Below are 26096 nucleotides of genomic sequence, written 5' to 3'. Positions count from 1 at the left end.
TGTTTCGCCGACTCCGATTCGCAAGCCCTTGATAAATCACAACGCCGGGTCCGACGCCGGAGGCTCGAGCGTCCATTCTGTCATTCACCGAGCATTCGGTGTTTCGCCGACCAAACAAACCTAAGTAGTTGATCTCAATGAAGCGAGCTGATGCGCGATTCGGTGTTTCACCGACTCGTTCCAACCTTAAATAGCACCGAAAGTCCCAATCATCTTCGGTGTTTCACCGACCAATAACCGCTAAGACATTGATATATCGGAATAATGAAAACACGGAGCGGAATAGACCATATCCCGGTAATTCGGTGTTTCACCGACCAATTCCTTTTAAACCATTGAATTGTCTGATAGCCGGCGCACCCGTAATCCGTGAGCCAATAGTCGGTGTTTCGCCGACCGCTCCTCAGGCCCGGCCAAATTCGGTGTTTTACCGACCTCTTCGGACAATCGCCGACTAAATTTCGGTTGTTCGCCGACCCGGGATTCGGTGTTTTACCGACCAATATTCGGTATTTCCCCGACCGAAACAAAAAAAAAGCGCTATCGAGTCATGAGCTTGAAAGCGAATTCGCCCCTTTAACTTACTTAACTAGACTCTTAACTTATTTAACTCAGTGAGTTTTTGAAATTTGAAAATGAATAGAAGCCGAATGATCCACAGCAGCTCTCAATTCAAGTGCTCCATACTCTCTGGCACTCAAAAAAGTGTCAAAGAAGTGCGCCAACCACGCGGCACGCCAAATTCTCGCTTTTGCTGCGGCCTGAAGAGAAGCCAAGGTTCGTGGTGAGGGAGCAGGGGGACGGGCCGCCTCTTTTACGTCTATGAACGTCAGACCCATCCAAGCTCCTATGCTGGAAAGGTTATGAAGGCCATGCACTGCCAAAGCTTAATCAGGCCCCGCAACCAAGAATTGGTGTTAATTATCAATAACTTACATAAAATCATAGAACACTTCGCGGGGGCGGGAAGGGTACAATCTCGATTTGGTTTTCAGCGGTCCCTTTGAGCGGTTGAACTCGGCCACAAATACGAAGTTTGGAGTTCAGTTTCCGCTTTGCAGAAAAAGCTGACCTCCACGCTTGATCGCGCGCTGTCGGTTCGCGGCGCGTCAGCTTCTCATCGGAAAGCAGACATTAGTCGTTTGTCAGCTAAGGGCCACTAGCGGACAGCGCGGCGAATGCGGTCTAGTTGATAGACAACTGCTCGTAATGCAAAGGCAGACTTGGGCGAGCGATATCGCCCAAGCGTCGGCAACGAAATTAGCAATTATGCGCCGACTACGACAACGAACCGTCCACCGCATTTCGAAGGCTGACCCGACGTGACAATTCTTCGGCGCTTTCCTTCCGCTCGCTGTAGCGGTCCACCAGGTAGTCGGCGCGGTCGCGCGTCAGCAGCGTGAATTTCACCAGCTCCTCCATCACGTCCACCACGCGGTCATAGTAGGCGGAGGGCTTCATCCGGCCGTCGTCATCGAATTCGTTGAAGGCCTTGGCCACCGACGACTGGTTAGGGATGGTGATCATCCGCATCCAGCGGCCGAGCACGCGCATCTGGTTCACCGCGTTGAAGGACTGCGAACCGCCGCTGACCTGCATCACCGCCAGCGTCTTGCCCTGCGTCGGGCGGACAGCGCCGGTGGACAACGGAATCCAGTCGATAAGCGACTTCATCACCCCGCTCATGGCGCCGTGGCGTTCCGGCGAGCACCACACCTGGCCCTCCGACCACGCCGCAAGGTCGCGCAGCTCCTGCACCTTGGGATGGGTCTCCGGTGCATCATCCGGCAGCGGCAAGCCGTGCGGGTCGTAGATCCTGGTCTCGGCACCGAAATGCTCGAGCAGCCGCGCTGCTTCCTTGGCGAGGAAGCGACTGTACGACCGCGCGCGCAAGGAGCCATAAAGAAGAAGGATGCGCGGCTTGTGCGCCGCCGTGGCCGCCAGCTTGTCGGCGGCGGGGATATGCAGGTGCTCGTGCGCGACGTTGTGAAGGTCGTTCTTGCTCATCAGGCCTTCGTCCTTGCCGGCACCACTTCGCCGTCTTCCTTGGTGAAGGCGCCGATGTCGGCGTTGGGGAGGATGTCCAGCACCGCTTCCGACGGTCGGCACAACTTCACACCCCGTGGCGTCACGACGATCGGCCGGTTGATGAGGATGGGGTGCTCCATCATGAAATCAACGAGTTGGTCCTCGGTCCACTTGGTATTGCCGAGATCAAGCTCCGCATAGGGTGTGCCTTTCTGCCGGAGCAGCTCACGCGGGCCTAGGCCCATGCGCGTCATCAAGTCGATGAGCGTTTCCCGCGACGGCGGCGTCTTCAGGTATTCGATGACCTCCGGCTCCTCGCCGCTCTGGCGGATCATCGCAAGCGTGTTGCGGGAGGTGCCGCAGTTGGGGTTGTGGTAGATGGTGATGGACATCGACTTATCCCGATACTTTCGCGGAAATACCGCGTCCGCGCACCGCGTGACCGGCCTCGTACCAGCCGCGCGTGGAGTTGACGATTTTGACAACGGACAGCATCACCGGCACCTCGATCAAAACCCCGACCACGGTGGCCAGCGCGGCGCCCGAGTGAAAGCCGAATAGGCTGATCGCCGCGGCCACCGCAAGCTCGAAGAAGTTGCTGGCGCCGATCAGCGCCGAAGGGCCAGCCACGGAATGCGTTTCGCCCGCCGAGCGATTGAGCAGATAGGCAAGGCCCGCATTGAAGTACACCTGGATCAGGATGGGCACCGCCAGCATGGCGATGATCAGCGGCTGGGCGATGATCTGCTGGCCCTGAAACCCGAACAGCAGCACCAGCGTGGCGAGCAAGGCCAGCAAGGACAGCGGCTGCAGATGGCGCAGCAGCCCGTCGAGTGCTTCTTGCCCACCCGTGGACAACACGCGCCGGCGGACGACCTGCGCGAAGATGACCGGCACCACGATGTAGAGCGCGACCGAGAGTGCCAGCGTATCCCACGGCACGGTGATCGCCGAGAGGCCAAGCAGCAGGCCCACAAGCGGAGCAAATGCGAACACCATGATCACGTCGTTAAGCGCGACCTGGCTCAGCGTGAAGTGCGGCTCGCCCCGGCAGAGATTGCTCCAGACGAACACCATGGCGGTGCAAGGCGCGGCCGCGAGAAGAATGAGGCCGGCGATGTAGCTGTTGATCTGGTCGGCCGGAAGATACGGCCTGAAGAGCCAGCCGATGAAGATCCAGCCCAGCAGTGCCATCGAGAACGGCTTCACTGCCCAGTTAATGAAAAGGGTAACGCCGATACCGCGCCAGTGCTCTTTCACCGTGGAAAGCGCCGAGAAGTCGATCTTCGCCAGCATCGGGATGATCATCAGCCAGATGAGCACCGCGACCGGCAGGTTGACCTTGGCGATCTCCGCCGCGCCGATGGACTGGAAGGCGCCGGGAAAGAACTGCCCAAGCGCGATTCCCGCCACGATGCAGAAGCCCACCCACACCGTCAGATAGCGTTCGAAGGTGGACATGCTCAGGCTTTCTCCGGCGCCGGCGCCTTGGACTTGCCGATCGCGTCCAATTGTTTCTGCAAGGTCAATTCATCCAACGACTTGAGCGGCAGGGCGGTGAAGATGCCGATGCGGTTGTTGAGCATCCGGTAGGTGTCGGCAAACGCCAGCGCACGTTGCGTTTCATCGCCTTCGGCCTCAACCGGGTCGGGCACACCCCAATGCGCGGTCATCGGCTGACCGGGCCACAGTGGGCAGGCCTCGTTGGCGGCGTTGTCGCAAACCGTGAAGACGAAATCCATTTCAGGGGCGCCGAGGGCGGAGAACTCTTCCCAGGATTTTGAGCGCAGCGCGGTGGTGTCGTAGTTGAGCCTGTTCAGCAGGTTGATGGTCAGCGGGTGCACTTGGCCCTTGGGCATGCTGCCGGCGCTGTAGCCTTTGAATTTTCCCGCGCCGACGCGGTTGAGGATGGCTTCACCCATGATCGACCTTGCGGAATTGCCGGTGCAGAGAAAGAGCACGTTGAATGGGCGTTCTGCAGTCATTTTGTTTCTCCCTTACACAATTTGCGCGCTTTGTTGATTGTCGAACCGCAAAGCTCCGGATTGCCCTGGCAGCAGTCCTCGGTGAGGAAGCTCAGCAGTTGCCGCATTCCTTCGAAATGCACCGCGTAGCGGATGTAGCGGCCGACCCGCGTGGCGTGGATCAGCCCCGCGCGGTCTAGTTCCTTGAGGTGAAAGGAAGCGCCCGTCGGCGTCGCGCCGACGGCGTCGGCGATCTCACCGGCGGGCAGGCCATTTGGACCTTCCCGCACCAGCAGGCGGAAGATGGCGAGCCGCTGGTCATGCGCCAGCGCGGCAAGGCAGGTGACGGCGTCTTTGCTCTTCATGGATTCGTTATTACAAGAATTATTGAAATAATCAAGCGCGGAAACTCGGAATCAGCATCGCGCTCCTCAGTGCTCGCGGTGCAGGCAATGTTCGTGGTGGGAGAGGGTGTCGATGATCCGGCACTTGGCGATCCGCCCTTTGGTGCAGGCCTTGATCATGCCTTCCACTTCCACCTTCAAGGCCGTGAGCCGTTCGATGCGGCTGGTGATGGCTTGCAGGTGCTCCCGCGCCAGCGCGTCCACCTTGGCGCAGGAACGCTGCGGTTGTTCCGCCAAGTTCAGCAGTTCGCGGATGGCGTCCACCTCGAAGCCCAACTCCCGCGCGTGGCGGATGAAGCGCAGGCGATCCACCGCCTTGGTGTCGTAGAGGCGGCGGTTGCCCTCGGTGCGGTGCGGCGCCGGAAGGAGGCCGACGCTCTCGTAATAGCGGATGGTCGGCACCTTCACGCCGGTTTTGCGGGACAATCCGCCGATGGCCATCACGTCGCTCATTTCGCACTTGCTCCTCTAGTCGCTAGAGATTGTAGCCTCGGACACCACAAAGGAAAAGTGAGCATGTCCGACACCTGCCAATCCTCCGCCTGCGGCTGCCAGGGGAACCCCCGCTTCGATGGACTCGACCCGCGCTACAGGCGCGTTCTTTGGATCGTCATCGCGCTCAACGGCATAATGTTCCTGGTGGAGATGCTGGCGGGCCAGCTGGCCGGGTCGCAGGCCTTGCAGGCAGACGCCCTGGATTTCCTCGGCGACACGCTCACCTACGGCATCAGCCTCGCGGTGATCGGGAAATCGTTGCAGGTCCGGTCCGGCGCCGCGTTGTTGAAAGGCGGGAGCTTGCTGCTGATGGGGATGTGGGTGTTCGGCAGCACGCTCTATCACGCCCTGGTCCTCGGCTTGCCGCGTGCCGAAATTATGGGCGGAATCGGTGTCCTCGCGTTGGCCGTGAATCTGAGCAGCGTGCTGCTGCTGCTGCGCTATAAAGACGGCGATGCCAATGTGCGGTCGGTCTGGCTGTGCTCGCGCAACGATGCCATCGGCAACGTGGCGGTGATGATCGCCGCCTTGGCGGTCTGGGGCAGCACCAGCGCGTGGCCGGACCTGGTGGTTGCCGGCATCATGGCGGCGGTGTTCCTGTCCTCGTCCACGCAAATCCTCCGGCAGGCGTGGGCTGAGCGTCGGGAAGCCATAACCGCGTAAGCGAGTTCGAGATGCGACTGAGGTATTGCGGCTGGTTTGCGGTCTTGACGTTGGTCGCATCCGCGCACGCCGCAGAGCTGCCTCTCCGTGATATCGTTCAGGCGCTGTTCCAGGCCAAACCTGGCGTGCGCCTTGATTATTCCGGGAAGGACTTGTCGCTTCTCGATCTGAGCGGCGTCAATTTCAAGCAGGCCAATCTGGCCGGCGCCAACATGCTCGGCGATGACCTGTCGGGGGCCAACCTCTCCGGCGTGAAACTCACCGGCGCCAAGCTCGATCGCACGACGCTGGCCCGCGCGAATTTCAACGGCGCAGATCTGTCCCACGCCACGCTGTTCGATGCCGTGGGCTCGCTGACTTTCGAGGCACCCGCCGCGAACGCCCCCACGTTCGTCGGAGCGAACCTTTCGCACGCCCGCATCTTCGCGCGCTTGAGCCGTGCGGACTTTCGCAACGCCGATCTTTCAGGAGCGCGGCTGGGCACCGAGCGGAACCAGTTCAAGATGCCAAAGCAGACCGACCTGTCGGGGGCGCTGTTTGGCGGCGCGAACCTCGAGGGCGCGGATTTGACGGGCGCCAATATGATCTTCGCCAACATGGCGGGCGCAAACCTGAACGGCGCGATGTTGAATAGGGCCGACCTGTCCAATGCCGACCTCGCCGGTGCGGCCCTCGAAGGTACCGATTTTACGGATGCAAACATATACGGCGTCGTCTTCAAGAACGTGAAAGGCCTCGCGCAGGCGAAGGGCCTGGACCATGCCCGCAATCGAAACAAGGCAGTTTTTTAGGCACTTAGCTTTCGAGCCGATGGCCAGAAGGGTATCATCGCGATGATGCTTGACGCACATCAAATATGATCTCGTCGGACTGAATTACATTTATCCCGTTAGGCCTACGTTTGGAGGCTTCCTCCATCGCCAACAACAAGGGAGTAAAAGCAATGAAGATGCACAAACGGGTATTCATCGGCCTCTTTGTGGCGATGGCGGTCACCGCGTCGGTCGCGTCAGCACAATCGCCCGGCAACCAGGGTCAAGGCTACGGCATGATGGGAAATGGCGGATGGGGCCAGGGTATGATGGGTAACGGCTACGGCATGATGGGCCAGGGAATGATGGGGAATGGCGGAATGGGTCCCGGCATGATGGGCTACGGAGGCATGGGCTCGGGGATGATGGGGCCAGGCATGATGATGGGTTCTGGGCCGATGCTGCAGGGTCAGCTTACCTATCTTAAAGCCGAGCTCGGAATCACCGACGCGCAAAAGGCCGTTTGGGACGGCTACGTTGACGCGCTTCAGCAGCGTTCCACGGCCATGCAGGGCATGCACGCAACGATGATGCAGGCGTGGCAGTCCGGCAGCGCGCTCGACCGCATGAATGCCCACGTCGAAGCCATGCAGAGCATGCTCGACAGCATGAAGTCGATCAAACCCGCCACCGAGGCATTGTACAAAGCCCTCAGTGACGACCAAAAGAAAAAGGCCGATTACCTGCTCGGCAATGGCTGCTGCATGATGTGAGGGGCCGTGAGCTACTACTTTAACAAAACGCTGCCACTCGCATTTGACGCTGCAGTGGCGAAGGTCATCGCCAAGCTCAAGGACGAGGGTTTCGGCATCATCACCGATGTCGACGTCACGACGACGCTAAAGGCGAAACTCGGCGTGGAATTCCGCCCTTACAGGATACTGGGCGCTTGCAATCCTGCGCTCGCCCACCAGGCGCTCGAGCTTGAGGACAAGGTCGGAACCATGCTTCCCTGCAATGTTATCGTTCAGCAACTTTCTCCAGGGGTGGTGGAAGTTGCTGCAATCGATCCTGTAGCGTCGATGGCGAAGATCGACAATCCGCTGCTACTGGAGAAAGCAGGCATCGTTCGCGGCAAGTTGGAAAAGGTAATCGTATCGTTGTGAGTTTCGTCGGCCCGCAGAGTTAACCAGGTCGCCGTAGGACAAGCCATTCCCACAGCTTTGGAATGAAATCAGGGTGGCCGCCGCGATCCCAGCTGAGTTGCAATTCAGCTGAAGCTGTGCCATTCTCCGTCCGTGAGAAACCGTTTGTTCCAGCGCTGGTTTGTGGTCCTCGGCATGGTCGCCATGTTCGGGGCGCTGCTGTCCATGCCTGTGACCGCGACCTACGCCTTCGCGATGGCGGGACAGGCCAGTGCGATGGCGACTGGCGATCACGCGATGGATACGGCCTCCATGCCGAAAGACATGGATTGCGCCAAAGCCGCCAAACATTGTCCGAATTGCCCGCAGAAGTTCTGTCCGGAAATGGGCAGCTGCCTGGTGAAATGTTTCCAACCCCTGTCGCCACCCGCCGCCGAGGCGCGCCTGCAAGGGGTTGTGCCCAGCGAACGGGTGATTCCGGCGCCGTCGCGCGTCACCGTCAGTTCCCTAATCCCGCCGCTCCTCCGGCCTCCCAGCGTCTGAACCGCGCCCATCGGGCGTGACTGCGGCTACGGCTGATGCCGTGGTTGCGCGCAGCGTCGGCCATGATGGCCCGCGCCGGTTCACGACAACAGGAGACTACCAACATGCAACCTTTCTCGTTGCGCGCGGCCGCCGTCGGCGTCGCGTTGCTCATGGGTTTGGCCGGCACGGCTCTGGCCGATGCCAAGGACTACGAATTCCAGCTTCTCGACAAGGAAGTGAAAGAGGGCGCGGCCGTCATTTCGGTCAAGCTGGTGCACAAGCCTTCGGGCCGCGCCATCGCGGACGCCGTGATCTTCGCCAAGCGCATCGACATGGGCCCGGACGGCATGGAGATGATGACCGCGCCGATCGAGCTCACCTCGTCCACCGAGCCTGGCGTCTACCGCTTCAAGACCGACCTCGGCATGGCCGGGGAATGGGCCTTGTCGCTCGGCGCCAAGGTGCAGGGCGAGACCGGCACGGTTGAGAACAAGCTCATCGTCAAGGCCACTCAATGAGCCCGCTCAAGGGATTGGTTTCCGTCGCAGCCATTTTGGCTGCGGCGGCAGCCGGGCTGTGGGCCGGCCAGACCGGCATGCTCAAGCTGCCGATGACCACCGCAGCGGCCATGACCGAAGAGCATCCCGCCGCCAGCGGGCCGGTGATCTATTACCGCGACCCCAGCGGCAAGGCGTTCTATTCGCTGACGCCGCGCAACACCGACAGTGGGCAGGCCTATGTGCCCGTACTCGCCAGCGAGGACGTGTCCTTCGATCCAAAGGCAAAGGCCGCCGCTGCCGCGCAGGCAGCCAACGTGCCGGCCGCTGCCAAGAAGATTAAGTTCTACCGCAACCCGATGGGCCTGCCGGACACCTCGCCCACCCCAAAGAAGGATTCGATGGGGATGGACTACATCGCGGTCTACGAGGGCGAGGACAGCGACGACGGCTCAGTGAAGGTCTCCCCGGGCAAGATCCAGCGCACCGGCGTGGAGACCGTTGCGGTCGGCCGCCATCCCATCACCCGTACCATTCAGGCGCCGGGCACTGTGGCGATCGACGAGCGCCGCGTCGCGGTGGTGGCACCGAAGTTCGACGGCTACGTGGTCAAGGTCGGCGAGGCCACCACCGGCACCCATGTGAAGGAAGGCGATGTGCTGGCGACGGTGTTCGGCCAAGCGATTCTCGACCAGGCCGCGCGCCTGCTCATCGAACAGAATTCCGGCTTTACGCGCGGCGACGACGCGTTCACGCCCCCCGGCCTCAAGGGCCCTGGCGGCGTGGTCGGCGCCAGCCGGCGTCTGCAGAACCTCGGCGTGACGCAGGAGTTCATCGACCAGGTCAAGCGCGAACGCCGCGTGCCGGATACAGTGATCATCCGCGCGCCGATGGATGGAGAAATTCTCGAGCGCGATGTTTCTGACGGCCAGGGTTTCAAGGCCGGCGACGTGGCCTTCAAAATCGCCGACCATTCGGTGGTGTGGATGATGGCCGACGTCGCCGAGGGCGACATCGCCGCCGTCAAGCCAGGAGAGCGGGTCAAGGTCACGACGCGCGCCTATCCGGGCCGCACCTTCGAGGGCCGGGTGACAGTGGTTTATCCGCACCTGATGAAGGAAACCCGCACCGCGCAGGTCCGCATCGAGCTGCCCAACTCCGACATGGCGCTGCTGCCGGACATGTACGGCAACGTCGAGATCGCCACCGGCGGCAGCGCCGAAGCCCTTTCGGTACCGGCCAGCGCGGTCATCGACAGCGGCAACCGCCAAGTGGTGCTGATGGACCTCGGCAACGGCCGCTATGAGCCGCGCGATGTCAAACTCGGCAGGACGGGCGACGGATTTCGCGAGGTTCTGAGCGGCCTCTCGGAAGGCGACAAGGTCGTGGTCAATGGCAACTTCCTCATCGACGCGGAAAGCAACCTGCAATCGGCGCTCAAGGGCTTTGATGCGCCTTCGCCCATCATACCGTCGAGCACGGAGGCCACCCAATGATCGCCCGCCTCATCGCATGGTCTGCCAGGAACCTGATGCTGGTGTTCATCGCCACCGCCTTCGTGGTGGTGGCGGGCGTGTGGGCGGTGAAGACGCTGCCGCTGGACGCCATTCCCGATCTCTCGGACACCCAGGTCATTGTGTACACCGAATTCCCGGGCCAGTCGCCGCAGGTGGTCGAGGACCAGGTCACCTATCCGCTGACCACCGCGATGCTGACTGTGCCGCGCTCCAAGGTGGTGCGCGGGTTCTCGTTCTTCGGCGTGTCGTTCGTCTACATCATCTTCGATGACGGCACTGACATCTACTGGGCGCGCTCGCGCGTTCTTGAATACCTGAGCGCCGCCGCCAAGCGCTTGCCCACCGGCGTGACGCCGACGCTGGGCCCCGACGCCACCGGCGTGGGCTGGGTCTACCAATACGCCTTGCAGGCGCCGAACAAATCCTTGGCCGACCTGCGCTCGATGCAGGATTGGGACGTGCGTTTCGGCCTGTCGAAGGCCGAGGGCGTGGCGGAAGTGGCAGGCGTCGGCGGCTTCGTCAAACAGTACAATGTCATCGTCGACCCGAGCCGCCTCCGCGCGCTCAACGTGCCCTTATCAAAAATCCGCGACGTCATTCGCGGCAACAACATGGACGTCGGCGGCCGCACGCTTGAGCTCTCTGAGCATGAGTTCATGATTCGCGGACGCGGTTATCTGCGCGGCATCGATGACCTCAACAACATCATGGTCAAGTCCGACGGCGGCACGCCGGTGCTGCTCAAGGATGTGGCCCATGTCGAAATCGCCGGCGACGAGCGTCGCGGCATCGCCGAACTCAACGGGGAAGGGGAGGTTGCAAGCGGCATCGCCCTCCAGCGCTCTGGCGCCAACGCGCTGACTGTCATCGACAATGTCAAGGCGCGCCTCAAGGAGATCATGCCCTCGCTTCCGGCGGGGACCGAGATCATCCCGGTCTATGACCGCTCACAGCTCATCAACCGCGCCATTGAAACCCTCAAGCACACGCTGTTTGAGGAAAGCGTGGTGGTGGCGCTGGTGTGCATCATCTTCCTCCTGCATGTTCGAAGCGCGTTGGTGGCCATCCTGATGCTGCCTGTCGGCATCCTCATGGCCTTCACCGCGATGAAGATGCTGGGCCTGGGCTCCAACATCATGAGCCTCGGCGGCATCGCCATTGCCATCGGCGCGATGATCGACGCCGCCATCGTGATGATCGAGAACGCCCACAAACACCTCGAGCGCGCGCCTCCAGGGAAGCCGCGCCTGCAGATCCTCATCGACGCGGCGGCGGAGGTCGGCCCCGCGCTGTTCTTCTCACTGCTGGTCATCACCGTGTCGTTCCTGCCGATCTTCACGCTGGAATCGCAGGAGGGCCGCCTATTCGGTCCGCTGGCCTTCACCAAAACGTTCGCCATGGCTTCGGCGGCATTGCTGTCGGTGACGCTTGTGCCGGCACTGATGGTGATTTTTGTACGCGGCCGCATCATCCCTGAGGAAAAAAACCCGATCAACCGGGCGCTCATTGCCATTTACCGCCCGGTCATCAAAGGGGTGCTGAAAGCCAAGACGCTGACCATCGTCCTCGCGGTACTCATCCTTGCGGTCTCGGTGTGGCCTGTGACCAAAATCGGCAGCGAGTTCATGCCCAGCCTCAACGAGGGCACGCTGCTGTTCATGCCGACCACCTTGCCCGGAATTTCGGTGACCAAATCGGCGGAACTGCTCCAGACTCAGGACCGTATCATCAAGTCGTTTCCCGAGGTCGCCTCGGTTTACGGAAAGGCGGGACGCGCGGAGACCGCCACCGATCCGGCGCCCACCGAGATGTACGAAACGGTGGTCAATCTCAAACCCAAGGAGGATTGGCGGCCGGGGGTCACGACCGACAGCCTCGTGGCCGAAATGGACAAGGCCCTGCAGTTCCCCGGCGTCTCCAATGCCTGGACCATGCCGATCAAGGCCCGCATCGACATGCTGTCGACCGGCATCAGAACGCCGGTAGGCATCAAAGTCATCGGTTCCGACCTCACCGCCATGGATCAGGTCGCGCGCCAGGTCGAAACCGTCCTCAAAACGGTCCCAGGCACATCCAGCGCCTATGCCGAGCGGGTGATGGGCGGCTATTACCTCGAAATCATCCCCAATCGGGAGCAGTTGGCCCGCTACGGGCTGATGATCTCCGACGTGCAGGACGTGATCTCGATGGCGCTTGGCGCTGAGCCGCTCACTACCACCGTGGAAGGGCGTGAGCGGTATACGGTCGCCTTGCGCTACCCCCGTGACCTGCGCTCAGACCCGCAGGCCATTGCCAAGGATGTGGTGGTGTCATTGCCAGGAGGCGGCACCGTGCCATTGGGAGAGGTCGCCGATATCAAGCTCACGCAAGGCCCCACCACTATTCGCACCGAGAACGCCAAGCTCGCCACCTACGTTTACGTTGACCTTCGCGACCGTGACCTGGGCGGCTACATCGCCGACGCCAAGAAAGCGGTGGAGGCGAAGGTGAAACTACCGCCGGGCACTTACCTCGTGTGGAGTGGCCAGTTCGAATACATGGAACGCGCCGAGGCCCGCCTGCAGCTGGTGGTCCCGGTGACGCTGATGATCATCTTCCTGCTGCTCTATCTCAATTTCCAGAGGCTTACCGAAACGCTCATCGTCATGCTGTCTCTGCCGTTCGCGTTGGTGGGCGGGTTCTGGCTGATGTGGTGGCTGGGCTTCAATCTCTCGGTAGCGGTGGCGGTGGGATTCATTGCACTCGCCGGCGTCGCGGCCGAAACCGGCGTGGTGATGTTGATCTATCTCGACAACGCCGCGCGCGAGGTCCACGCGGAGTGCCTGCTCGCCAAGCGGCCGTTCACGCGCGAGGACCTCTATCACGCCATCATGGTTGGCGCGGTGGAGCGGGTGCGGCCGAAGATGATGACGGTGGTGGCCATCATGGCGGGCCTGCTGCCCATCCTATGGAGCACGGGGACCGGATCGGAAGTGATGCAGCGCATCGCGGTGCCGATGATCGGCGGCATGGTGTCGTCGACGCTGCTGACCCTTATCGTCATCCCCGCCATTTACGGGCTGGTCAAGGGCTGGCGACTTCCGACCAAGGCCACGCTGCGGTCGCACCGGCTCGAAGCTGAGGAGGCGCGGCGATGATGGGCAACGGCATGGGAGGCGTGATGTGGACGATGGATCTTCTCGGCCTCCTGGGGCTCGCCGCGCTGATGTTCGGGGTCGCGGCGTTGCTCAAATATCTGTTCTCAAACAAATCAACGTAGCACCATCACCGCAATCCAATCGGCTGGCTTGAACTTGCAAGGCCACAGCCCACGTACGAAAAGAGAAATGCACGGGTCGCCATGAAGACGTTTCGCACGCTGATCATTCTGTTGTTGTCCCTGGCTTCCGCCTATGCGCCGATCGCCAGCGTGGCCATGGCGAAACCGTGCACGATGACCGCCGAAATGAAAGCGGCCAACCCCACGGATTGCCCGTGCCACAACGTGATGAAGGATTGCGGGTCACTGCCGCAATGCCGGACCGCCGCCGGCTGCGCCAGCCAGTGCTTCACGGCGGCCGCGTATCTTCCGTCGATCAACGAGCAACCAACACCCGGGCGCGGGCTGGTGCCGATTGCGGACAACGACCGCCGCACATCCCCGTCGATCAAGCCTCTCGCGCCGCCGCCTCGAGCGTAGCCGCGCGTTGCGCCATCCGGTGCCGCGCGCTCGGGACACTTTTCAAAACCATGCGGCCGACATGCCGGGCGACTCTGCGGAGCGCTTGCGGGTAGCCGTCATCCAAAATCTTCAAATCAAAGGACTACAGACCATGAAGACCATTTCCAAAGCCGCCTTCGCGGCCGTCGCCCTCGTTGCCGGTTCATTCGCCAGCCAGGCCAACGCGGAGACCTTCGTGCGCTACATCGGCAAGAGTAGCGTGCCCTACGTCTACACGATCCAGCCTGAGCCAGAGAAAGTCGCCGCGCGGCAGGTTCATTACCGCCACGCGGTTAAGCACACCGCTGCGTTGAAGACGGCAAGCAAGGCGGACATCCTGCACTAGCCTAACATTCTCGGATGCGCCGGTTCATTGCGACCGGCGCATCTGGACCCCTTGGTTATTGCGGTGGATCTCGAACACCACCTGCATATCGATCTTGTCCCAGTAACAAGCCGCACTGAACTTCCGAATGGCAGGTGGTGACCGAGCCGCGATCAAGTCAGAAGGAATTTGCAAGCCATGCCCACTCTCGGAATACTGTCGTCGGGAAGCGATGACGCGGATCAGGTTGGTAAGGCTCCGTTGCCCCGCACCGAGATTGTCTACCGCCACAGCGCTGTGGTGCGTCTGACGCATTGGATCAACGTCCTTTGCATCCTGCTTCTTCTGGGAAGTGGTCTCAACATCTTCAACGCGCACCCGAGACTCCATTGGGGCAAGTCCGGCGCCGACGCGGACAGCGCCTTTTTCTCCATCGACGCGGTCCCAACCGAAAATGGCGCGCGTGGCATGACCCAAATCGGCCCCTGGCATTTCGACACCACCGGCGTGCTCGGCTGGTCAAAGGTCAGTGGCGATTATCAGGCGCGGGGCTGGCCGGACTGGCTCACGATTCCTTCTTTTCAGGATCTCGCCGACGCGCGGCATTGGCATTTCCTGTTTGCGTGGCTGCTCGTGATCAATGGCCTGCTCTATCTCGGACACAGCATTTACCGGCGCCACTTCCAGAAGGACATCTGGCCGAGCCTTGATGACCTGAGGAGCATCCCGCGATCGGTGCTCGATCACCTGAAACTCCGGCATCCGACTGGCGATGCCGCGAAACGCTACAACGTGCTCCAGCGGCTTGCCTACATCGGCGTCATCATCCTGATCTCGGTGATGGTGCTTACCGGGTTGAGCATGTCTCCGGGATTCAATGCGGTCGTTCCCCAGCTATTGGAGATTTTCGGCGGACGGCAGTCCGCGCGGAGCATCCATTTCATATCTGCCTCGCTGATCGTGTTGTTCGTCATCGTCCACGTCGTGGAAGTGATGCTGGCCGGCCCTTTTAACGAAATCCGCTCGATGCTGACCGGCTATTACCGGATTCACCGGCATACCCATGCCGATACACGTGAAGAGGAGAAGGTGTGATGGAGAATGCTCGGATTATCACGCGGCGCGCGGCGATCATCGCCGGGTTTGGTGCGGCCGGTTACCTCGTGGCGAACACCGACGCCCTGACGCTCAATCCCGCGATGGCCAAGATTTTTGACGCCGTGGAGAGTTGGACGCGTGTGTCTCAGCGCGCGCTTCTGAATCCCGAACGGCTGGCGCCGGAGTATCTCCCGTCCGACATTTCCCCGGTGTTCAAGGCGAACGGCACACTCAACCCCGACACGGAATTCTATAACGCCCACGCTGCCGCGAATTTCAGAGATTGGCGCTTGACCATCACCGGTCTCGTGACACACCCGATGTCGCTTTCACTGACCGACATTCAACGCATGCCGGTAAAAACCCAAATCACCAAACATGATTGCGTCGAGGGATGGACCGCGATCGGCATGTGGAGCGGAGTCCAGCTCGGGCTCCTGCTAAACGCCGCTGGGATCAGTCCGCAGGCGCGGTACGTGGTCTTCCACTGCGCCGACAATCTCTCCGGCGAACCGGCGAAAGGAGGCGAACAAAGCCCCGGCCAATATTACGAGAGCATCGATCTCAAGGACGCCTTCCATCCGCAAACACTGATTGCCTATGCGCTCAACGGCAATCCCCTCGACGTGGCGCATGGCGCGCCGCTTCGGCTGCGGGTGGAGCGGCAGCTTGGCTATAAACAAGCCAAGTACATCCAGAGAATCGAGGTCACCGACAGCTTCGCGCACATCGCAGGCGGTAAGGGCGGCTACTGGGAGGACCGCGGCTACGAATGGTATGCGGGAATCTAGCGCAAGCGGAAACGATGAGCAGGCAGATCAACACACATGTGACCGAGCCCTCCGAAACTTCACATGAGTGAAGCACTCCACCGTAGTGCGCTCAGCAGAGCGCGAGGTACGTTATGAGAACATTATAAAAAGTAGCAGTGGTCCCGAGATGTTGAGCTGGAGCTGGTGCTATCGATAAAGCAGCGGCCGCTCCTGGCCATTTTTTGATATCAATCAAGCTCTTAGTAGGGTAATGCGCTATGCTGGAAAACTAATGACTGGCAAGGACTGCCAAGGCTTAATCAGGCCCCCGCAACCACAGTTCAATAAAATTAATAGATTTCAAATGGTTAACAAGAAATTCTAACATTTAATCTGAGTTTTAAGCGATTTTAACCAACAATCTGACCCTTTCGAGGTCGCGCTCGTCGCGGCTTGGAAACTTCCTTTGTCCGCAATTCGCGAAGATGTTCCTCTTCTGCGGCATGCCTCGCTAATGCGCACGCAAGGTCACGCAGAATTTCCTGTGGATCGCGCTTTGTCTGTTTTGGTTTGTGCGTCGTCATCGCTGGCCCCTCACGCGGAAGGCGAGGGGTTACTACGTGAAGGGTGGGTTCGGGCGGATCCTCAGTAACGGAGTTAAAGCCCACTCAACTTTTTGCTCCGCCAAGGTCCGACCTGAGCAGTGGAAAATTTATTCGAGGTGGTAACGATAGACACATTTTGTGTCTATTAAGGGCAAGGGAACTCGCCGGGCTTGCGCAAGGTTTGTGAAGGTAGGCTGTGAGTCGGCCTCGTTAACTTGTTCGAAACGAATCCGTTTGGCCCTCCAAACCGATTTTTCTAAGAATGTCAAGGGCCGGACTTGCGAGCGAATCGATAAGTTGCTACATATATGCTAGAGAAAGGGGCGAGCCGAGAGGAGCGCCCCTAAGGCTTTGATAAAGTGAGGATTGCAATGGTCAAGGGTATGGAGAAACTCCAGGCCCTCCTAACCGGGAACGGGAGGGGGCTGGTTAACGTCAAGTTCTTTCCGCGTCCGGGATGTGGGCTGACGGAAGATCAGTTTGCAGAAGCGGCTTGCGATCTTCTTAGCGGCGATCTCAACGGGTTCGTCGACAATCCCCCACGGAGCGGAGTTGCTAAGTCTTCACTTTAACTCTGAGCTCCTATAAGAATCCTGCCCTAAGGGGCAAAAAGGCCCGGCACAGTCCGGGCCTTTTTTAATGGATCGATAATGAGTCTCATAAAGCTGATTGAGCATTTCGCCCACATAGAAGAACTCCCCATCGAGATTGATGAAATTCGCGGGGCAATTTTAGACCTCGGCATACAAGACGGAATCAAAATAGCTGGAAGATCAGCCGATCCTGCCAAGGTATGGGGAGCATTCTACCAGTATACCACTCACGCTGCCGTTTATGCGCAGCCCGATTTTCATACCCTGATCGTATACAATGAAAAACTTCCTATCCCTTGGCAGCGTGTGGTCTGTTGCAAAGAGCTCGTTCATATTTTTGATCGGGCAGAGGAGAGGACGAGTTCTGTTGAGGCAGTCGCCGCGTTGACGGCGAAGCTTCTCGGGCCAATGTCGAGCGATGACTTCGGCTATGACGATATCATGGCTTTGAAGGATAAAACGGCGCTGTACGAGTGTCTCCCTCTCTTATTTCCCCAAGCTGCACGTGAAAAAGCGAGGCTGGCCATTGAGGAAGGAAGACACACCATTAAGAGTATCTCGGAGAGCGCGAGTCTGCCGGTGCCCTTTGTCGATCTGATCCTTTCTGATGCTTGGCCCAGTCTCATCGCGAGCTTTCTAACCGATTGATATGAAGAACAGGGGGACTCGATCCCTGTTCCGTTGTGAACGTATCGCGCCGATGTTCCTTTGCATGACCTCCGGAGAAGCCTATGCGGCGCGCGAAGTTCAAACCATTCGATGCTGCGTCGTATCTTAAATCGGAAGACGACATTGCCTCTTATATGGAAGCGGCGGCTGAGGAATGCGACCCCCATCTTTTCGCCGAAGCGCTCGAAGACGTTAAGCGGGCACGACAGTCGTTAGGGTCTCCGCACAAACAGGCCCTCAGAAGGAAGCGTCGCCAAATCTAGGCTTCGCAATAAAACGTGTAGTGATTGCGGCTGTTGCGGGCCCCCGCAACCAAAAATATTTATAATTATCAATGACTTATAGGTATATTTTAAAGCTCAAAGGGCGGGCAGGGTATTATCACCATGCTGATTTCAGCGCTCCCTTTGTGCGGTTGAACTCATCCATAAATACGAAATTCGAACTCAGTTTCCGCGGTGCAGAGAAAGAGGAAGTCCGAACAAAAAATTGTATGGTTTTCTGATGCGGAATAACAATGTCGGCAAGGCTTCTGAGAGAAGACATTTATCTACTGGCCGAAAAAGAATTTACGAAGTCCGCATTAGATTCGTCCAAAAATTGAGGGCCCGGCATCAGTCAGTTGCCACTCCCGCATCGAGTAGCGGAGGTGCCATGGTGCCGAACGTGGCGACCAATAACAACGCGACGGCTCCTAGCGCCGGTTCGATCAGCGCATTGCGTTTGAGCGCCCCGACATCCATTGCGGAAAAGCGTGGCACCAAAACAAACCTATTGATCGCGGCGAATGCCAGCATCACCACGAACACAACCAACTTCAGTGAGAGCAATCGCCCATATTCACTGCTCGTAAATGACGACAGGCTTCCAACGAGGTTCAAGGTGTTGACAACGCCTGTCGCGAGGATCGTAAGCACCGCAGCCGTAGCAAGGTTAGAATACCTCAGCGTCACCCGGCGCGCGGCGTCTAATGCGCCTGGAGCATTTGCGCGCCCTGCCGCAGGAAGAGAGACGGCATAGGGCAGGAGTTTCCACGAGGGAACCTTGTTCCAAAGCACGGGGCCCGCCGTGGGCGTAGTCATGCAGGAGAAACGCAGTGGGCGCTGGATAGCGGCCAGCACAATGTGTTCGTCCGCTGAAGCATTGGGTGCAAATGCTTTCGGAAAGGCATCATACGGGAGCCAGAGAAAGGTATCGCTGTCGGGCACTAGCGTCGGGGCGTCGGGATGCGGATCGGCGCCGAAGCATAGCTCAGCAAGGGTTTCGCCGTCGGGGGGGGGGCGAAGGAGTTCGCGTAGACAAGCGCCTTCACGGTCTTTGGCCGCGCAAGCCCAACCACCGCGCCAACATAGGCGTGCGCCGCCAAAACGATCGGGCCAGATACACGCTCGATAGTCCGGTTAAGCGCTGCAACATCATCCGCCAGTTCTGTCAGTGGCAGTGGAGCCGCGATGGCCCTAATACCATGTTCTGCGAGTCCTTGGATAACGCGCGCCCAGCTCGATCCATCAGCCCAGCCACCATGGGCCATCACAACGGTCACGTCCTTCACTGCCACATCCTTGTCTCAAACGCATCGCGTAAAGCACCGTGATCAACCCAAGGTCTTCATCCAATTCGCAACAGCTTCTCCAATCTCATTCGGCGAATCCTCCTGCACAAAATGAATCCCTTTGATGCCCACTTCAGTTTGTGCGGGCAGGCTTCGGGCCTGCTCAAAAACCTTGCCGTCAGCCAGAATCCCGCCTGGCTCGGCATTGAGAAAAAGCTTGGGCACGCTGCTCGTCTTCAGCCAGTTCGCGTAGGCGTCGACGACCGCTGTTACGTCGACGGGATCGCCTTCAATGGGAATCTCCCGAGGCTACGACAGCGTTGGACCCCGTCCTTCGCCTGGCTCGGAAAAGGGCCGGCGGTATTCCGACATTTCCTCATCCGACAGCTTCCGAAGGATCGCGCCCGGCAGGACCCTCTCAATGAAGAAATTTTCTTCGAGAACCATTTGTTCTCCGGCATCGGAACGCAGCGCCTGTAGAACGGGGCGCATGCCGAACTTATCCCAGTGGTCCCAATATTGGCGCCCCACCATTGCTTCCATGTAGGCAATGCCTTTCACGGCATCGCGATGACGGTTCGCCCAATCGAAGCCAAGGGTCGAGCCCCAGTCGTGAATGACCAAAGTCACGCGTTCGCTGACACCGAATGACGCGATGGGCCAGAAGTGGACAGTTGGCCAGATCGCTCTTGCTGTCCGCTGAGGGCCAGGAGCCGGTATTGGGACGGATGCTTTATTCGTCCCAAGCGAAGGAATCGGTCGTGCGAGCAAAACAGCGGAAGCTCAAGGCGATCCAAAAAGCACTTTCAGTTTTCGTCGCAGCGACGGCGCGTGGCGAAAGTCGTTCCAAAGGAAACTCCATTCCGACAGGGCGATACGGAATGGATTATTACTTGGCTCACGGCCCTTAAGACCAAATTTCAGCGGCTCGTATTCAGGTGCCATCGCAAAGGTTCCGAACAACCGATCGAAAATAATGAGCGTCGAGCCGTAGTTCTTGTCGAGGCAGCTCTCGTTCGACGCGTGGTGCACACGGTGATGCGTCGGAGTATTCAGAATCCATTCGAGCGGCCCCAACCTCACCGGAAAAGCGGTATGCAGATAAAACTGGTAGATGAGACCGAGACCGAGAGTGAGGCCGATTGCAACGGGATGAAAACCGATCAACGCGAGCGGCAGGAAGAACAGGAATGCGCCGCTGATCGTGCCGGTCCATCCGAGCCTTATGGCCGCCGATAGATTGAAATGCGTTGCGGAGTGATGCACCGCATGTGTTGCCCAGAACCAGCGGATGCGGTGCGATGCACGATGGAACCAGTAATAAAAGAATTCAACACCAATGAAGAGTAGGACCCAACTCCAAACAGAGTTAAGCGGTATGTTGAACAGTCGATGGTTGTAGCAGACGTAGAGCGGGATCGCGACCAGGCTTCCGGTCAGAATACGTGACGCAAGATCGCCGACGGCCACCCCGATTGAAGCGGCAGTCTCTCCCGTGTCGTGATCCTCTCCATGAAGTGCGAGCTTCATGTAAACGAACTCGACACCGATAAAGACGAGCGCCACAGGAAAAAAGCCGAAGAGCGGTTTCGGCGCGCTGCTGAGAAATGCCGGTAGATCTGGCACGGCGGAAACCTCTGAAATGTGAAGAAATGTACTTGATGTCGCGGCTGAGCCGAACTCCGGGCGCGAATTTGGAAGTAGCTAATGAGCCGCGCGGGCGGCCACGATCGATTGCGCTGCTGAGTCGATCGCAGAGCGGCAACCGGGGCTGACCTTTTCCACATTCGAGGCCAAGCATCGAAGGATGCGTCCACCTCCAGGAAAGACGCCCTCGCACAATCTGAAGCGGTCGTCGCTACATGCCGAAATGGCATCATGGACCGCCGGACTGTGAACGAGAGCCTCGATCTCAGCTTGGGTTAGATTTGGCGGCGATACAGATTGCGCGAAGACGACACTTGATGCGGCGACGAGTGCGGGCGTTGCCGCGAGAACGGTAAGGAAAAGAGGGCGCATGTTGTGCTCCGCTGATCAAAGGAAAGTTAGCGTCGGCTGGCGGGCGCCCCGGGGCGCCCCGCCTTGCCTTGATGTCTGCCCGATCTCAGTAACGGGAGAACGAACTGTTGCGCGTTGCCTGCCCGCCGTAGGGCCCGGTGTAGGCCGAGGAATGGTTACAGGTGCCACCGGTGCAGCTTGTGCTACCGCTGCGCGACGCTGTCAGTCCGCGTGGGCCCGTGAAACTCTGCTGAGAGCCGCACGAACCGTTCGCACACGAACCAGATCCCGACGAATGCCAACTATTACCGCGCGGACCAGTGCCGCCGCCGGAACGCTGCCAGCCGGCCTCGGCGACAGAGGCGCCGCCGGCGATCAGAGCTGCGGCCACACAAAACGGTGCAGCCAACGATTTTTTCCGGAACATTGGACCATCTCCTTTTTCTGTCACAGCCCCTGTTTGGCGTGACGTTAAGAAGATCGGCCCGGTGCGTATCCGGCGTGTTTCAGGAAAAGGCCCTAAACTTTACGTTTTGTAACAGGTCACCAGATCGCTTGCGCTTCCGGCCGCTCTGGCTTTTCATCCCGACATGAACAACCGACCGCATATCCTTATCATCGAGGACGACCCCGAAATCCGGTCCCTCGTCCAAGGCTACCTTCAAAAACAGGGGTTTCGCGCCGATACAGGTGACGGCGGCGCAGCGCTCGACCGGCATTTGTCCGTTTTCGGAGCGCCTGATCTTATTGTGCTCGACATCATGCTTCCTGGAGAGGACGGTCTTTCGATCTGCAGACGGCTGCGTGCCACCTCGCGCGTGCCAATCCTGATGTTGACAGCGCGCGGCGAAGATATCGACCGCATCATCGGACTAGAAATAGGGGCCGATGACTATCTTCCGAAGCCGTTCAATCCGCGTGAGCTCACGGCACGTATCCGCGCAATACTGCGTCGAAGCGAGCCCCATACGGTCGAGAAAAAGCGCCTAAAGCTCCGTAATCTGTTCGTCGATCTCGAAGCGCGATCGGTTGCCAATGCCAATGGCATCCCAATCGAGTTGACCAGCGCGGAGTTCGATCTGCTCGAATGTTTCCTCACGCGGCCGGGGCGCGTCCTTTCGCGCGAGCAATTGATGGATTGGACACGCGGTAGGCACGCCGATCCTCTTGATCGAACAATCGACGTTCAACTCAGCCGACTTCGTAAGAAAATCGACTGTGGTGATGCGCCAATGTTCAAGACGATGCGCAATGTCGGGTACATCCTGACCGCGCGCGTCGAGGAGGCTTAAGCGTGCTCTCGCGCCTCGGATTTGCCGGACGCATCTCCGCCATCCTGCTGCTCGCATTGCTCGCGCTTTGGGCACTGGGCGCCGCATTAAGCTACGTCACGCGGACGCCGGTCGTCGCGATGCCTAATCCCTATCCACTCCCACATCAGATGGCTGCGATTGTGGAGCTGCTAGAAGCGAGCGACGCGGAGCAGCAGAAGATCATCCTGAATGCGGTGAACTCCGATACCCTGAAAGTCACGCTCGCCGATAAGGCTCCGGAGGTGCTGCCGGGCCAGCGTCGCCTCAAGGGGCTTGAATGGCTTGTCGGACGGTACGCCAATGCATTGGGATCGCGCGAGTTGATCGCCACCATGGTACCCTCTGACACTTCAGGGGCTCTCGCAGACAGCCCCGCTGGGCTTGTACGTCAGTCGGTCCGCATCGGTGTGGCACTTAGAGGAGGTGGCTACGCGCTCTTCGAGCCGCGCGGCGAGATCAACCGCCGTTTCTTCGGCGTACCACCTGGATACTGGCTTGGTTTCTTGGGCGCGCTTGTTGGAATCGCGGCATTATTTGCGGTCTGGCGCGAAGCGCAACCACTCAAGGAACTATCGCGCGCCGTGTCGCGGTTCTCGGGCGACGGCAATCCGATTCTGATAACCCCCCGGGGCGCTCCCGAGCTTAAACGTCTCATCGATAAAACCAATCGCATGCAGGAGCGGATCGCGGTGCTGCTCAACGGGCGGACCGTCTTGCTCGGCGCGGTGTCGCACGATCTCAAAACCTACATCACGAGGCTGAAGCTTCGTGTGGAGATGATCTCCGATCCGGACCAGCAGGCGCGTGCCGAGCGCGATCTCGACGACATGACGGTTCTGATCGAGGATGCACTCGCCGTCGCGCGCGGCGGCTCGGAGCGGGACCGCATGAGCGTCATAGATCTCAGCGAGCTCCTCCACGCACTCTGCGCTGATAGCCCCAGCATCGAGCTGTCGACGCCGAACAAACCCCTGGTCCTCACGGGCAGCCCGGTTGCACTACGTCGCCTCTTCACGAACCTCATCGACAACGCGTTGCGCTACGGTGCGAAAGCCGCGAAAGTGACGGCAGAAGCGGACGGTGCGCGTGTGCGCGTCACGATCGACGACGATGGGCTAGGCATTCCGCTCGCCGAGCGCACACTCGTGTTCGAGCCGTTTTACCGGCGGGAACCTTCGCGTAGTCGCGAGACGGGCGGAACCGGTCTCGGACTCGCGATTGCGAAGCAGATCGTAGAACTACACGGAGGCTCCATCGTTCTGGACGAGTCACCAGCTATCGGACTGCGCGTCGTCGTCGAGTTGCCATCAAGTGTTGAATGAAACGTTAGGCGCAGGGGGCGGCGACGATCGCCGAAATTCACCGCGACTGTCTGCTTTGGGTCAGAAGCAGAACTGCTGGAGGCTAGCGCGGCTTCCGCTCCTCGCAGCAGAGCCGACGTTCGCGGCTATACGGACGTCGACATCATCTAGCATCGAGAGAATGTCCGCTTTTGTATAGTTGCGGACGTCGCTTCAATGTCCCCAAAGCGGAGAAAGCGGACATGCGTCGTCCTACATCCGGTCGTGGCGCGTCTTCGTCTGCCGAGCGGACTTCGAACTATCGAAAATTGAAGAGAGAGGCTGCCGTAGTTGGTCTTCGCTTCGCTACGAGTGATAGGATTGCTTTTCAGCTTGATTATCCCGACATCTGGAAATCGAACTTTCCCCGTGCGCGGGAGTCTCGGTAGCGGCAGTTGAGGGCCCCCACAACCAATTAATTTAACACAATAAAATTTGAAATTGTGATAGCCAGTATCGGGGCCGTTTTGGTTCGCTGTGGCATATCTGTGGCAAATCCCTGCCTCTAAACCCCTCTTTTGCCTTCGCCCTCCCTCGCAAATCACCGACAGTCTTCGGGGCACAAGCTTTGGGGGAAGCCATGACGCGATTGACAGCGGACGAAGCCGCAGCACTTGCCGACGCTTGGCAGGCACAACACGAAGACCAGCTACGCGCGCCATCGGCTGATTATTATCGAGACGCCAACTCGCATGATTTGATTGCGATGTGGCGAACCGAGAGGAACCTCAATGGAAAGCGCCTGACGAAGCGCGAGTTCGGCTGCCTCGTTGAGCGTTGGACTGAAGTCTTTGGCGATCCACCAGCGGACAAAGGCCAAGCTTCGACAGTCGAAATGCGGGATACGAAGCCTGAGCCGTTCCCCGCGGACGACACGATGCTCCGCGTGCCTGACGTCGAGCGGCTTACCCGCATCTCTCACACGACAATCAAGCGAATGGTCGGGGACGGCCGCTTCCCAAAGCCGATGCGATTAGGCGAGCGAGCTAAGGGCTGGCCGGCGCGCGAAGTCCGGGAATGGATCGACCGTCTCGACTAACAGCGCCGCCGGCCCCGCCAATGACGCGAGATGGCTGCGAGACGTTTCGCGCAGGCCGACACAGGAAAGGACACCGGCCTTTGCGCGCGTGCCGGAAGGGGCCGTGGGGCCAAAGTTCAAATACGGGATCGGCTTATTCTTTGATCGATGAAGATGGAGGGGGCTCGATTTCCAGGAAAAAACCGCCCGGCCCAACACGGCAGTGTATGCGAAACAGTTGAAAGCCACTCGACCGGGTTGACCTCGCCAGTCTTCCGCTCGACGCCAACGTCTAGTGATGGCGACGAATATGCCATCGCTCACTACCGACCGCGACGTTTTCAACAAATCCGGCCGGAAAAGCGACGCATATGCTTTTCCGGCCGGCCCGCTGTCCCAGCGAAGGCGCTCCGAGGGCAAGACATATCCGTCACGCCGCTCGCAGGGATTTGGACGTGCCGGTCAGTTCGGCAGGAGCACGCCGTCGATCACGTGGATGACGCCATTCGACTGGTTGACGTCGGCAATCGTGATCTTCGCCCTGTGACCCTTGCCATCGACGACCCACCAGCCGCCCATGTTGTCGCCTTCGACGGTGATGTGTTCGCCTTCGACAGTCTTGAGATCCAGCTTGCCGCCGTTGGCCTTGGCATTCTTCGCAAGCTTCGCCGCCGAGTAATCGCCCGCAACGACGTGATACGTCAGCACGTCCGTTAGCTGCGTCTTGTTCTCTGGCTTCAGCAACGTGGCGACCGTGCCGTCGGGAAGCTTTTCGAACGCTTCGTTGGTCGGTGCGAAGACGGTGAAGGGCCCCTTGCCTTCCAGTGTCTTGACGAGACCAGCAGCTTTGACGGCCGCGACCAGCGTCGTGTGGTCTTTGGAATTCACCGCGTTCTGGATGATGTTCTTCGACGGATACATCGCCGCCCCGCCGACCTCGATGGACATTTCCTTAGCAAACGAGTTCGCAACGATGCCAGACGACAGTGATAGCGCGAATACGGCGGCGCCCAGCAGGGAGGCGCGGCTGAAATAATGCATGAGCGTTTCTCCGGTTTCGCCTCCTTGAATGGAGGTCGCCGGAGTTACGGGCGAGATCGGCGGGAGTTTCAGATGATCAATATTTTATTCCGAGACACCCGA

At 59.4% G+C, this 26096-nt stretch carries 30 protein-coding genes; 18 read left to right on the top strand and 12 right to left on the bottom strand.

Annotated elements, in window-relative coordinates:
- Window positions 1-1278: 1278 nt before the first annotated feature.
- The 6 genes from arsH to WC811_RS10800 all read right to left on the bottom strand — a co-directional run bounded on the left by arsH (window position 1279) and on the right by WC811_RS10800 (window position 4849).
- Complete coding sequence (arsH, locus tag WC811_RS10825) at window positions 1279-2007, bottom strand: arsenical resistance protein ArsH (protein ID WP_372644292.1); 729 nt, start codon at window positions 2005-2007, stop codon at window positions 1279-1281.
- On the bottom strand, window positions 2007-2420 hold the full coding sequence (gene arsC, locus WC811_RS10820; RefSeq protein ID WP_372644290.1) for an arsenate reductase (glutaredoxin): 414 nt from the start codon (window positions 2418-2420) through the stop codon (window positions 2007-2009). The genes arsH and arsC overlap by 1 nt, the downstream gene beginning before the upstream one ends.
- 4 nt (window positions 2421-2424) lie before the next feature.
- Window positions 2425-3489, bottom strand: coding sequence for an ACR3 family arsenite efflux transporter (arsB, locus tag WC811_RS10815; RefSeq protein ID WP_372644288.1), 1065 nt, complete (start codon window positions 3487-3489; stop codon window positions 2425-2427).
- A gap of 2 nt (window positions 3490-3491) precedes the next feature.
- The gene (locus WC811_RS10810) at window positions 3492-4013 is read right to left on the bottom strand and encodes an arsenate reductase ArsC (protein ID WP_372644286.1); all 522 of its coding nucleotides are present in this window, start codon (window positions 4011-4013) and stop codon (window positions 3492-3494) included.
- On the bottom strand, window positions 4010-4357 hold the full coding sequence (locus tag WC811_RS10805; RefSeq protein ID WP_372644283.1) for an ArsR/SmtB family transcription factor: 348 nt from the start codon (window positions 4355-4357) through the stop codon (window positions 4010-4012). The genes WC811_RS10810 and WC811_RS10805 overlap by 4 nt, the downstream gene beginning before the upstream one ends.
- 66 nt (window positions 4358-4423) lie before the next feature.
- Window positions 4424-4849 carry a helix-turn-helix domain-containing protein gene (locus tag WC811_RS10800; protein WP_372644280.1) on the bottom strand — a complete coding sequence of 142 codons (426 nt, stop codon included), beginning with the start codon at window positions 4847-4849 and terminating at the stop codon, window positions 4424-4426.
- 63 nt (window positions 4850-4912) lie between these two features.
- Between WC811_RS10800 and WC811_RS10795 the strand changes: the two genes are divergently transcribed.
- The 15 genes from WC811_RS10795 (at window position 4913) to WC811_RS10725 (ending at window position 17995) form a co-directional block, all read left to right on the top strand.
- Window positions 4913-5554: a cation transporter gene (locus WC811_RS10795; RefSeq protein WP_372644277.1), complete on the top strand. Its 642-nt coding sequence runs from the start codon at window positions 4913-4915 to the stop codon at window positions 5552-5554.
- A 152-nt stretch (window positions 5555-5706) separates the two neighbouring features.
- Complete coding sequence (locus WC811_RS10790) at window positions 5707-6345, top strand: pentapeptide repeat-containing protein (RefSeq protein ID WP_372644275.1); 639 nt, start codon at window positions 5707-5709, stop codon at window positions 6343-6345.
- Window positions 6346-6497: 152 nt separating this feature from the next.
- Entirely contained in the window at window positions 6498-7079 is a 582-nt protein-coding gene (locus WC811_RS10785) for a Spy/CpxP family protein refolding chaperone (protein ID WP_372644272.1), read from the top strand.
- Window positions 7080-7085: 6 nt separating this feature from the next.
- Entirely contained in the window at window positions 7086-7472 is a 387-nt protein-coding gene (locus WC811_RS10780) for a DUF302 domain-containing protein (protein ID WP_372644269.1), read from the top strand.
- Window positions 7473-7616: 144 nt separating this feature from the next.
- A complete protein-coding gene (locus WC811_RS10775) occupies window positions 7617-7994 on the top strand; it encodes a hypothetical protein (RefSeq protein WP_372644266.1) in 378 nt (125 codons plus the stop codon).
- A 104-nt stretch (window positions 7995-8098) separates the two neighbouring features.
- Complete coding sequence (locus WC811_RS10770; protein WP_372644263.1) at window positions 8099-8494, top strand: FixH family protein; 396 nt, start codon at window positions 8099-8101, stop codon at window positions 8492-8494.
- Complete coding sequence (locus WC811_RS10765) at window positions 8491-9969, top strand: efflux RND transporter periplasmic adaptor subunit (RefSeq protein ID WP_372644261.1); 1479 nt, start codon at window positions 8491-8493, stop codon at window positions 9967-9969. Before WC811_RS10770 ends, WC811_RS10765 begins: the two co-directional genes overlap by 4 nt.
- Complete coding sequence (locus tag WC811_RS10760) at window positions 9966-13127, top strand: efflux RND transporter permease subunit (protein WP_372644258.1); 3162 nt, start codon at window positions 9966-9968, stop codon at window positions 13125-13127. The genes WC811_RS10765 and WC811_RS10760 overlap by 4 nt, the downstream gene beginning before the upstream one ends.
- Window positions 13124-13249 (top strand): hypothetical protein, encoded by a 126-nt coding sequence (locus WC811_RS10755; protein WP_372644255.1) that lies wholly within the window; start codon window positions 13124-13126, stop codon window positions 13247-13249. Before WC811_RS10760 ends, WC811_RS10755 begins: the two co-directional genes overlap by 4 nt.
- An 81-nt stretch (window positions 13250-13330) precedes the next feature.
- Window positions 13331-13669 carry a hypothetical protein gene (locus WC811_RS10750; RefSeq protein WP_372644252.1) on the top strand — a complete coding sequence of 113 codons (339 nt, stop codon included), beginning with the start codon at window positions 13331-13333 and terminating at the stop codon, window positions 13667-13669.
- A 133-nt stretch (window positions 13670-13802) separates the two neighbouring features.
- On the top strand, window positions 13803-14036 hold the full coding sequence (locus WC811_RS10745) for a hypothetical protein (protein ID WP_372644249.1): 234 nt from the start codon (window positions 13803-13805) through the stop codon (window positions 14034-14036).
- 240 nt (window positions 14037-14276) lie between these two features.
- Window positions 14277-15110, top strand: coding sequence for a cytochrome b/b6 domain-containing protein (locus WC811_RS10740; protein ID WP_372644246.1), 834 nt, complete (start codon window positions 14277-14279; stop codon window positions 15108-15110).
- Window positions 15110-15904, top strand: coding sequence for a molybdopterin-binding protein (locus WC811_RS10735; RefSeq protein ID WP_372644243.1), 795 nt, complete (start codon window positions 15110-15112; stop codon window positions 15902-15904). Before WC811_RS10740 ends, WC811_RS10735 begins: the two co-directional genes overlap by 1 nt.
- A 1216-nt stretch (window positions 15905-17120) precedes the next feature.
- Window positions 17121-17711 (top strand): hypothetical protein, encoded by a 591-nt coding sequence (locus WC811_RS10730; protein ID WP_372644240.1) that lies wholly within the window; start codon window positions 17121-17123, stop codon window positions 17709-17711.
- A gap of 83 nt (window positions 17712-17794) precedes the next feature.
- Window positions 17795-17995 carry a DNA-binding protein gene (locus WC811_RS10725; RefSeq protein ID WP_372644237.1) on the top strand — a complete coding sequence of 67 codons (201 nt, stop codon included), beginning with the start codon at window positions 17795-17797 and terminating at the stop codon, window positions 17993-17995.
- Window positions 17996-18346: 351 nt separating this feature from the next.
- Here the strand turns inward: WC811_RS10725 and WC811_RS10720 are convergent, their stop codons facing one another.
- The 5 genes from WC811_RS10720 to WC811_RS10700 all read right to left on the bottom strand — a co-directional run bounded on the left by WC811_RS10720 (window position 18347) and on the right by WC811_RS10700 (window position 20910).
- On the bottom strand, window positions 18347-18940 hold the full coding sequence (locus WC811_RS10720) for a CopD family protein (RefSeq protein WP_372644236.1): 594 nt from the start codon (window positions 18938-18940) through the stop codon (window positions 18347-18349).
- The gene (locus tag WC811_RS10715; RefSeq protein ID WP_372644234.1) at window positions 18940-19284 is read right to left on the bottom strand and encodes an alpha/beta fold hydrolase; all 345 of its coding nucleotides are present in this window, start codon (window positions 19282-19284) and stop codon (window positions 18940-18942) included. Before WC811_RS10715 ends, WC811_RS10720 begins: the two co-directional genes overlap by 1 nt.
- A 42-nt stretch (window positions 19285-19326) precedes the next feature.
- The gene (locus WC811_RS10710) at window positions 19327-19509 is read right to left on the bottom strand and encodes a hypothetical protein (RefSeq protein ID WP_372644231.1); all 183 of its coding nucleotides are present in this window, start codon (window positions 19507-19509) and stop codon (window positions 19327-19329) included.
- An 84-nt stretch (window positions 19510-19593) separates the two neighbouring features.
- Window positions 19594-19914: a hypothetical protein gene (locus WC811_RS10705; RefSeq protein WP_372644228.1), complete on the bottom strand. Its 321-nt coding sequence runs from the start codon at window positions 19912-19914 to the stop codon at window positions 19594-19596.
- Window positions 19915-20067: 153 nt separating this feature from the next.
- Window positions 20068-20910, bottom strand: a complete 843-nt coding sequence (locus WC811_RS10700; protein WP_372644225.1) for a sterol desaturase family protein — start codon at window positions 20908-20910, stop codon at window positions 20068-20070.
- A gap of 962 nt (window positions 20911-21872) precedes the next feature.
- Here WC811_RS10700 and WC811_RS10695 point away from each other — a divergent pair.
- The 3 genes from WC811_RS10695 to WC811_RS10685 all read left to right on the top strand — a co-directional run bounded on the left by WC811_RS10695 (window position 21873) and on the right by WC811_RS10685 (window position 24974).
- Window positions 21873-22574, top strand: a complete 702-nt coding sequence (locus WC811_RS10695) for a response regulator (protein ID WP_372644223.1) — start codon at window positions 21873-21875, stop codon at window positions 22572-22574.
- 119 nt (window positions 22575-22693) lie between these two features.
- Entirely contained in the window at window positions 22694-23917 is a 1224-nt protein-coding gene (locus WC811_RS10690) for a sensor histidine kinase (protein WP_372645759.1), read from the top strand.
- 598 nt (window positions 23918-24515) lie between these two features.
- Window positions 24516-24974 (top strand): helix-turn-helix transcriptional regulator, encoded by a 459-nt coding sequence (locus WC811_RS10685; protein WP_372644219.1) that lies wholly within the window; start codon window positions 24516-24518, stop codon window positions 24972-24974.
- Between the two features lie 441 nt (window positions 24975-25415).
- Here the strand turns inward: WC811_RS10685 and WC811_RS10680 are convergent, their stop codons facing one another.
- Window positions 25416-25994, bottom strand: a complete 579-nt coding sequence (locus WC811_RS10680) for a fasciclin domain-containing protein (protein WP_372644216.1) — start codon at window positions 25992-25994, stop codon at window positions 25416-25418.
- Window positions 25995-26096: the final 102 nt, after the last annotated feature.

Origin of the sequence: Hyphomicrobium sp. (assembly GCF_041659645.1) — a bacterium.
Lineage (GTDB): Bacteria > Pseudomonadota > Alphaproteobacteria > Rhizobiales > Hyphomicrobiaceae > Hyphomicrobium_B.
This window is presented reverse-complemented; position numbering and strand designations above follow the sequence as displayed.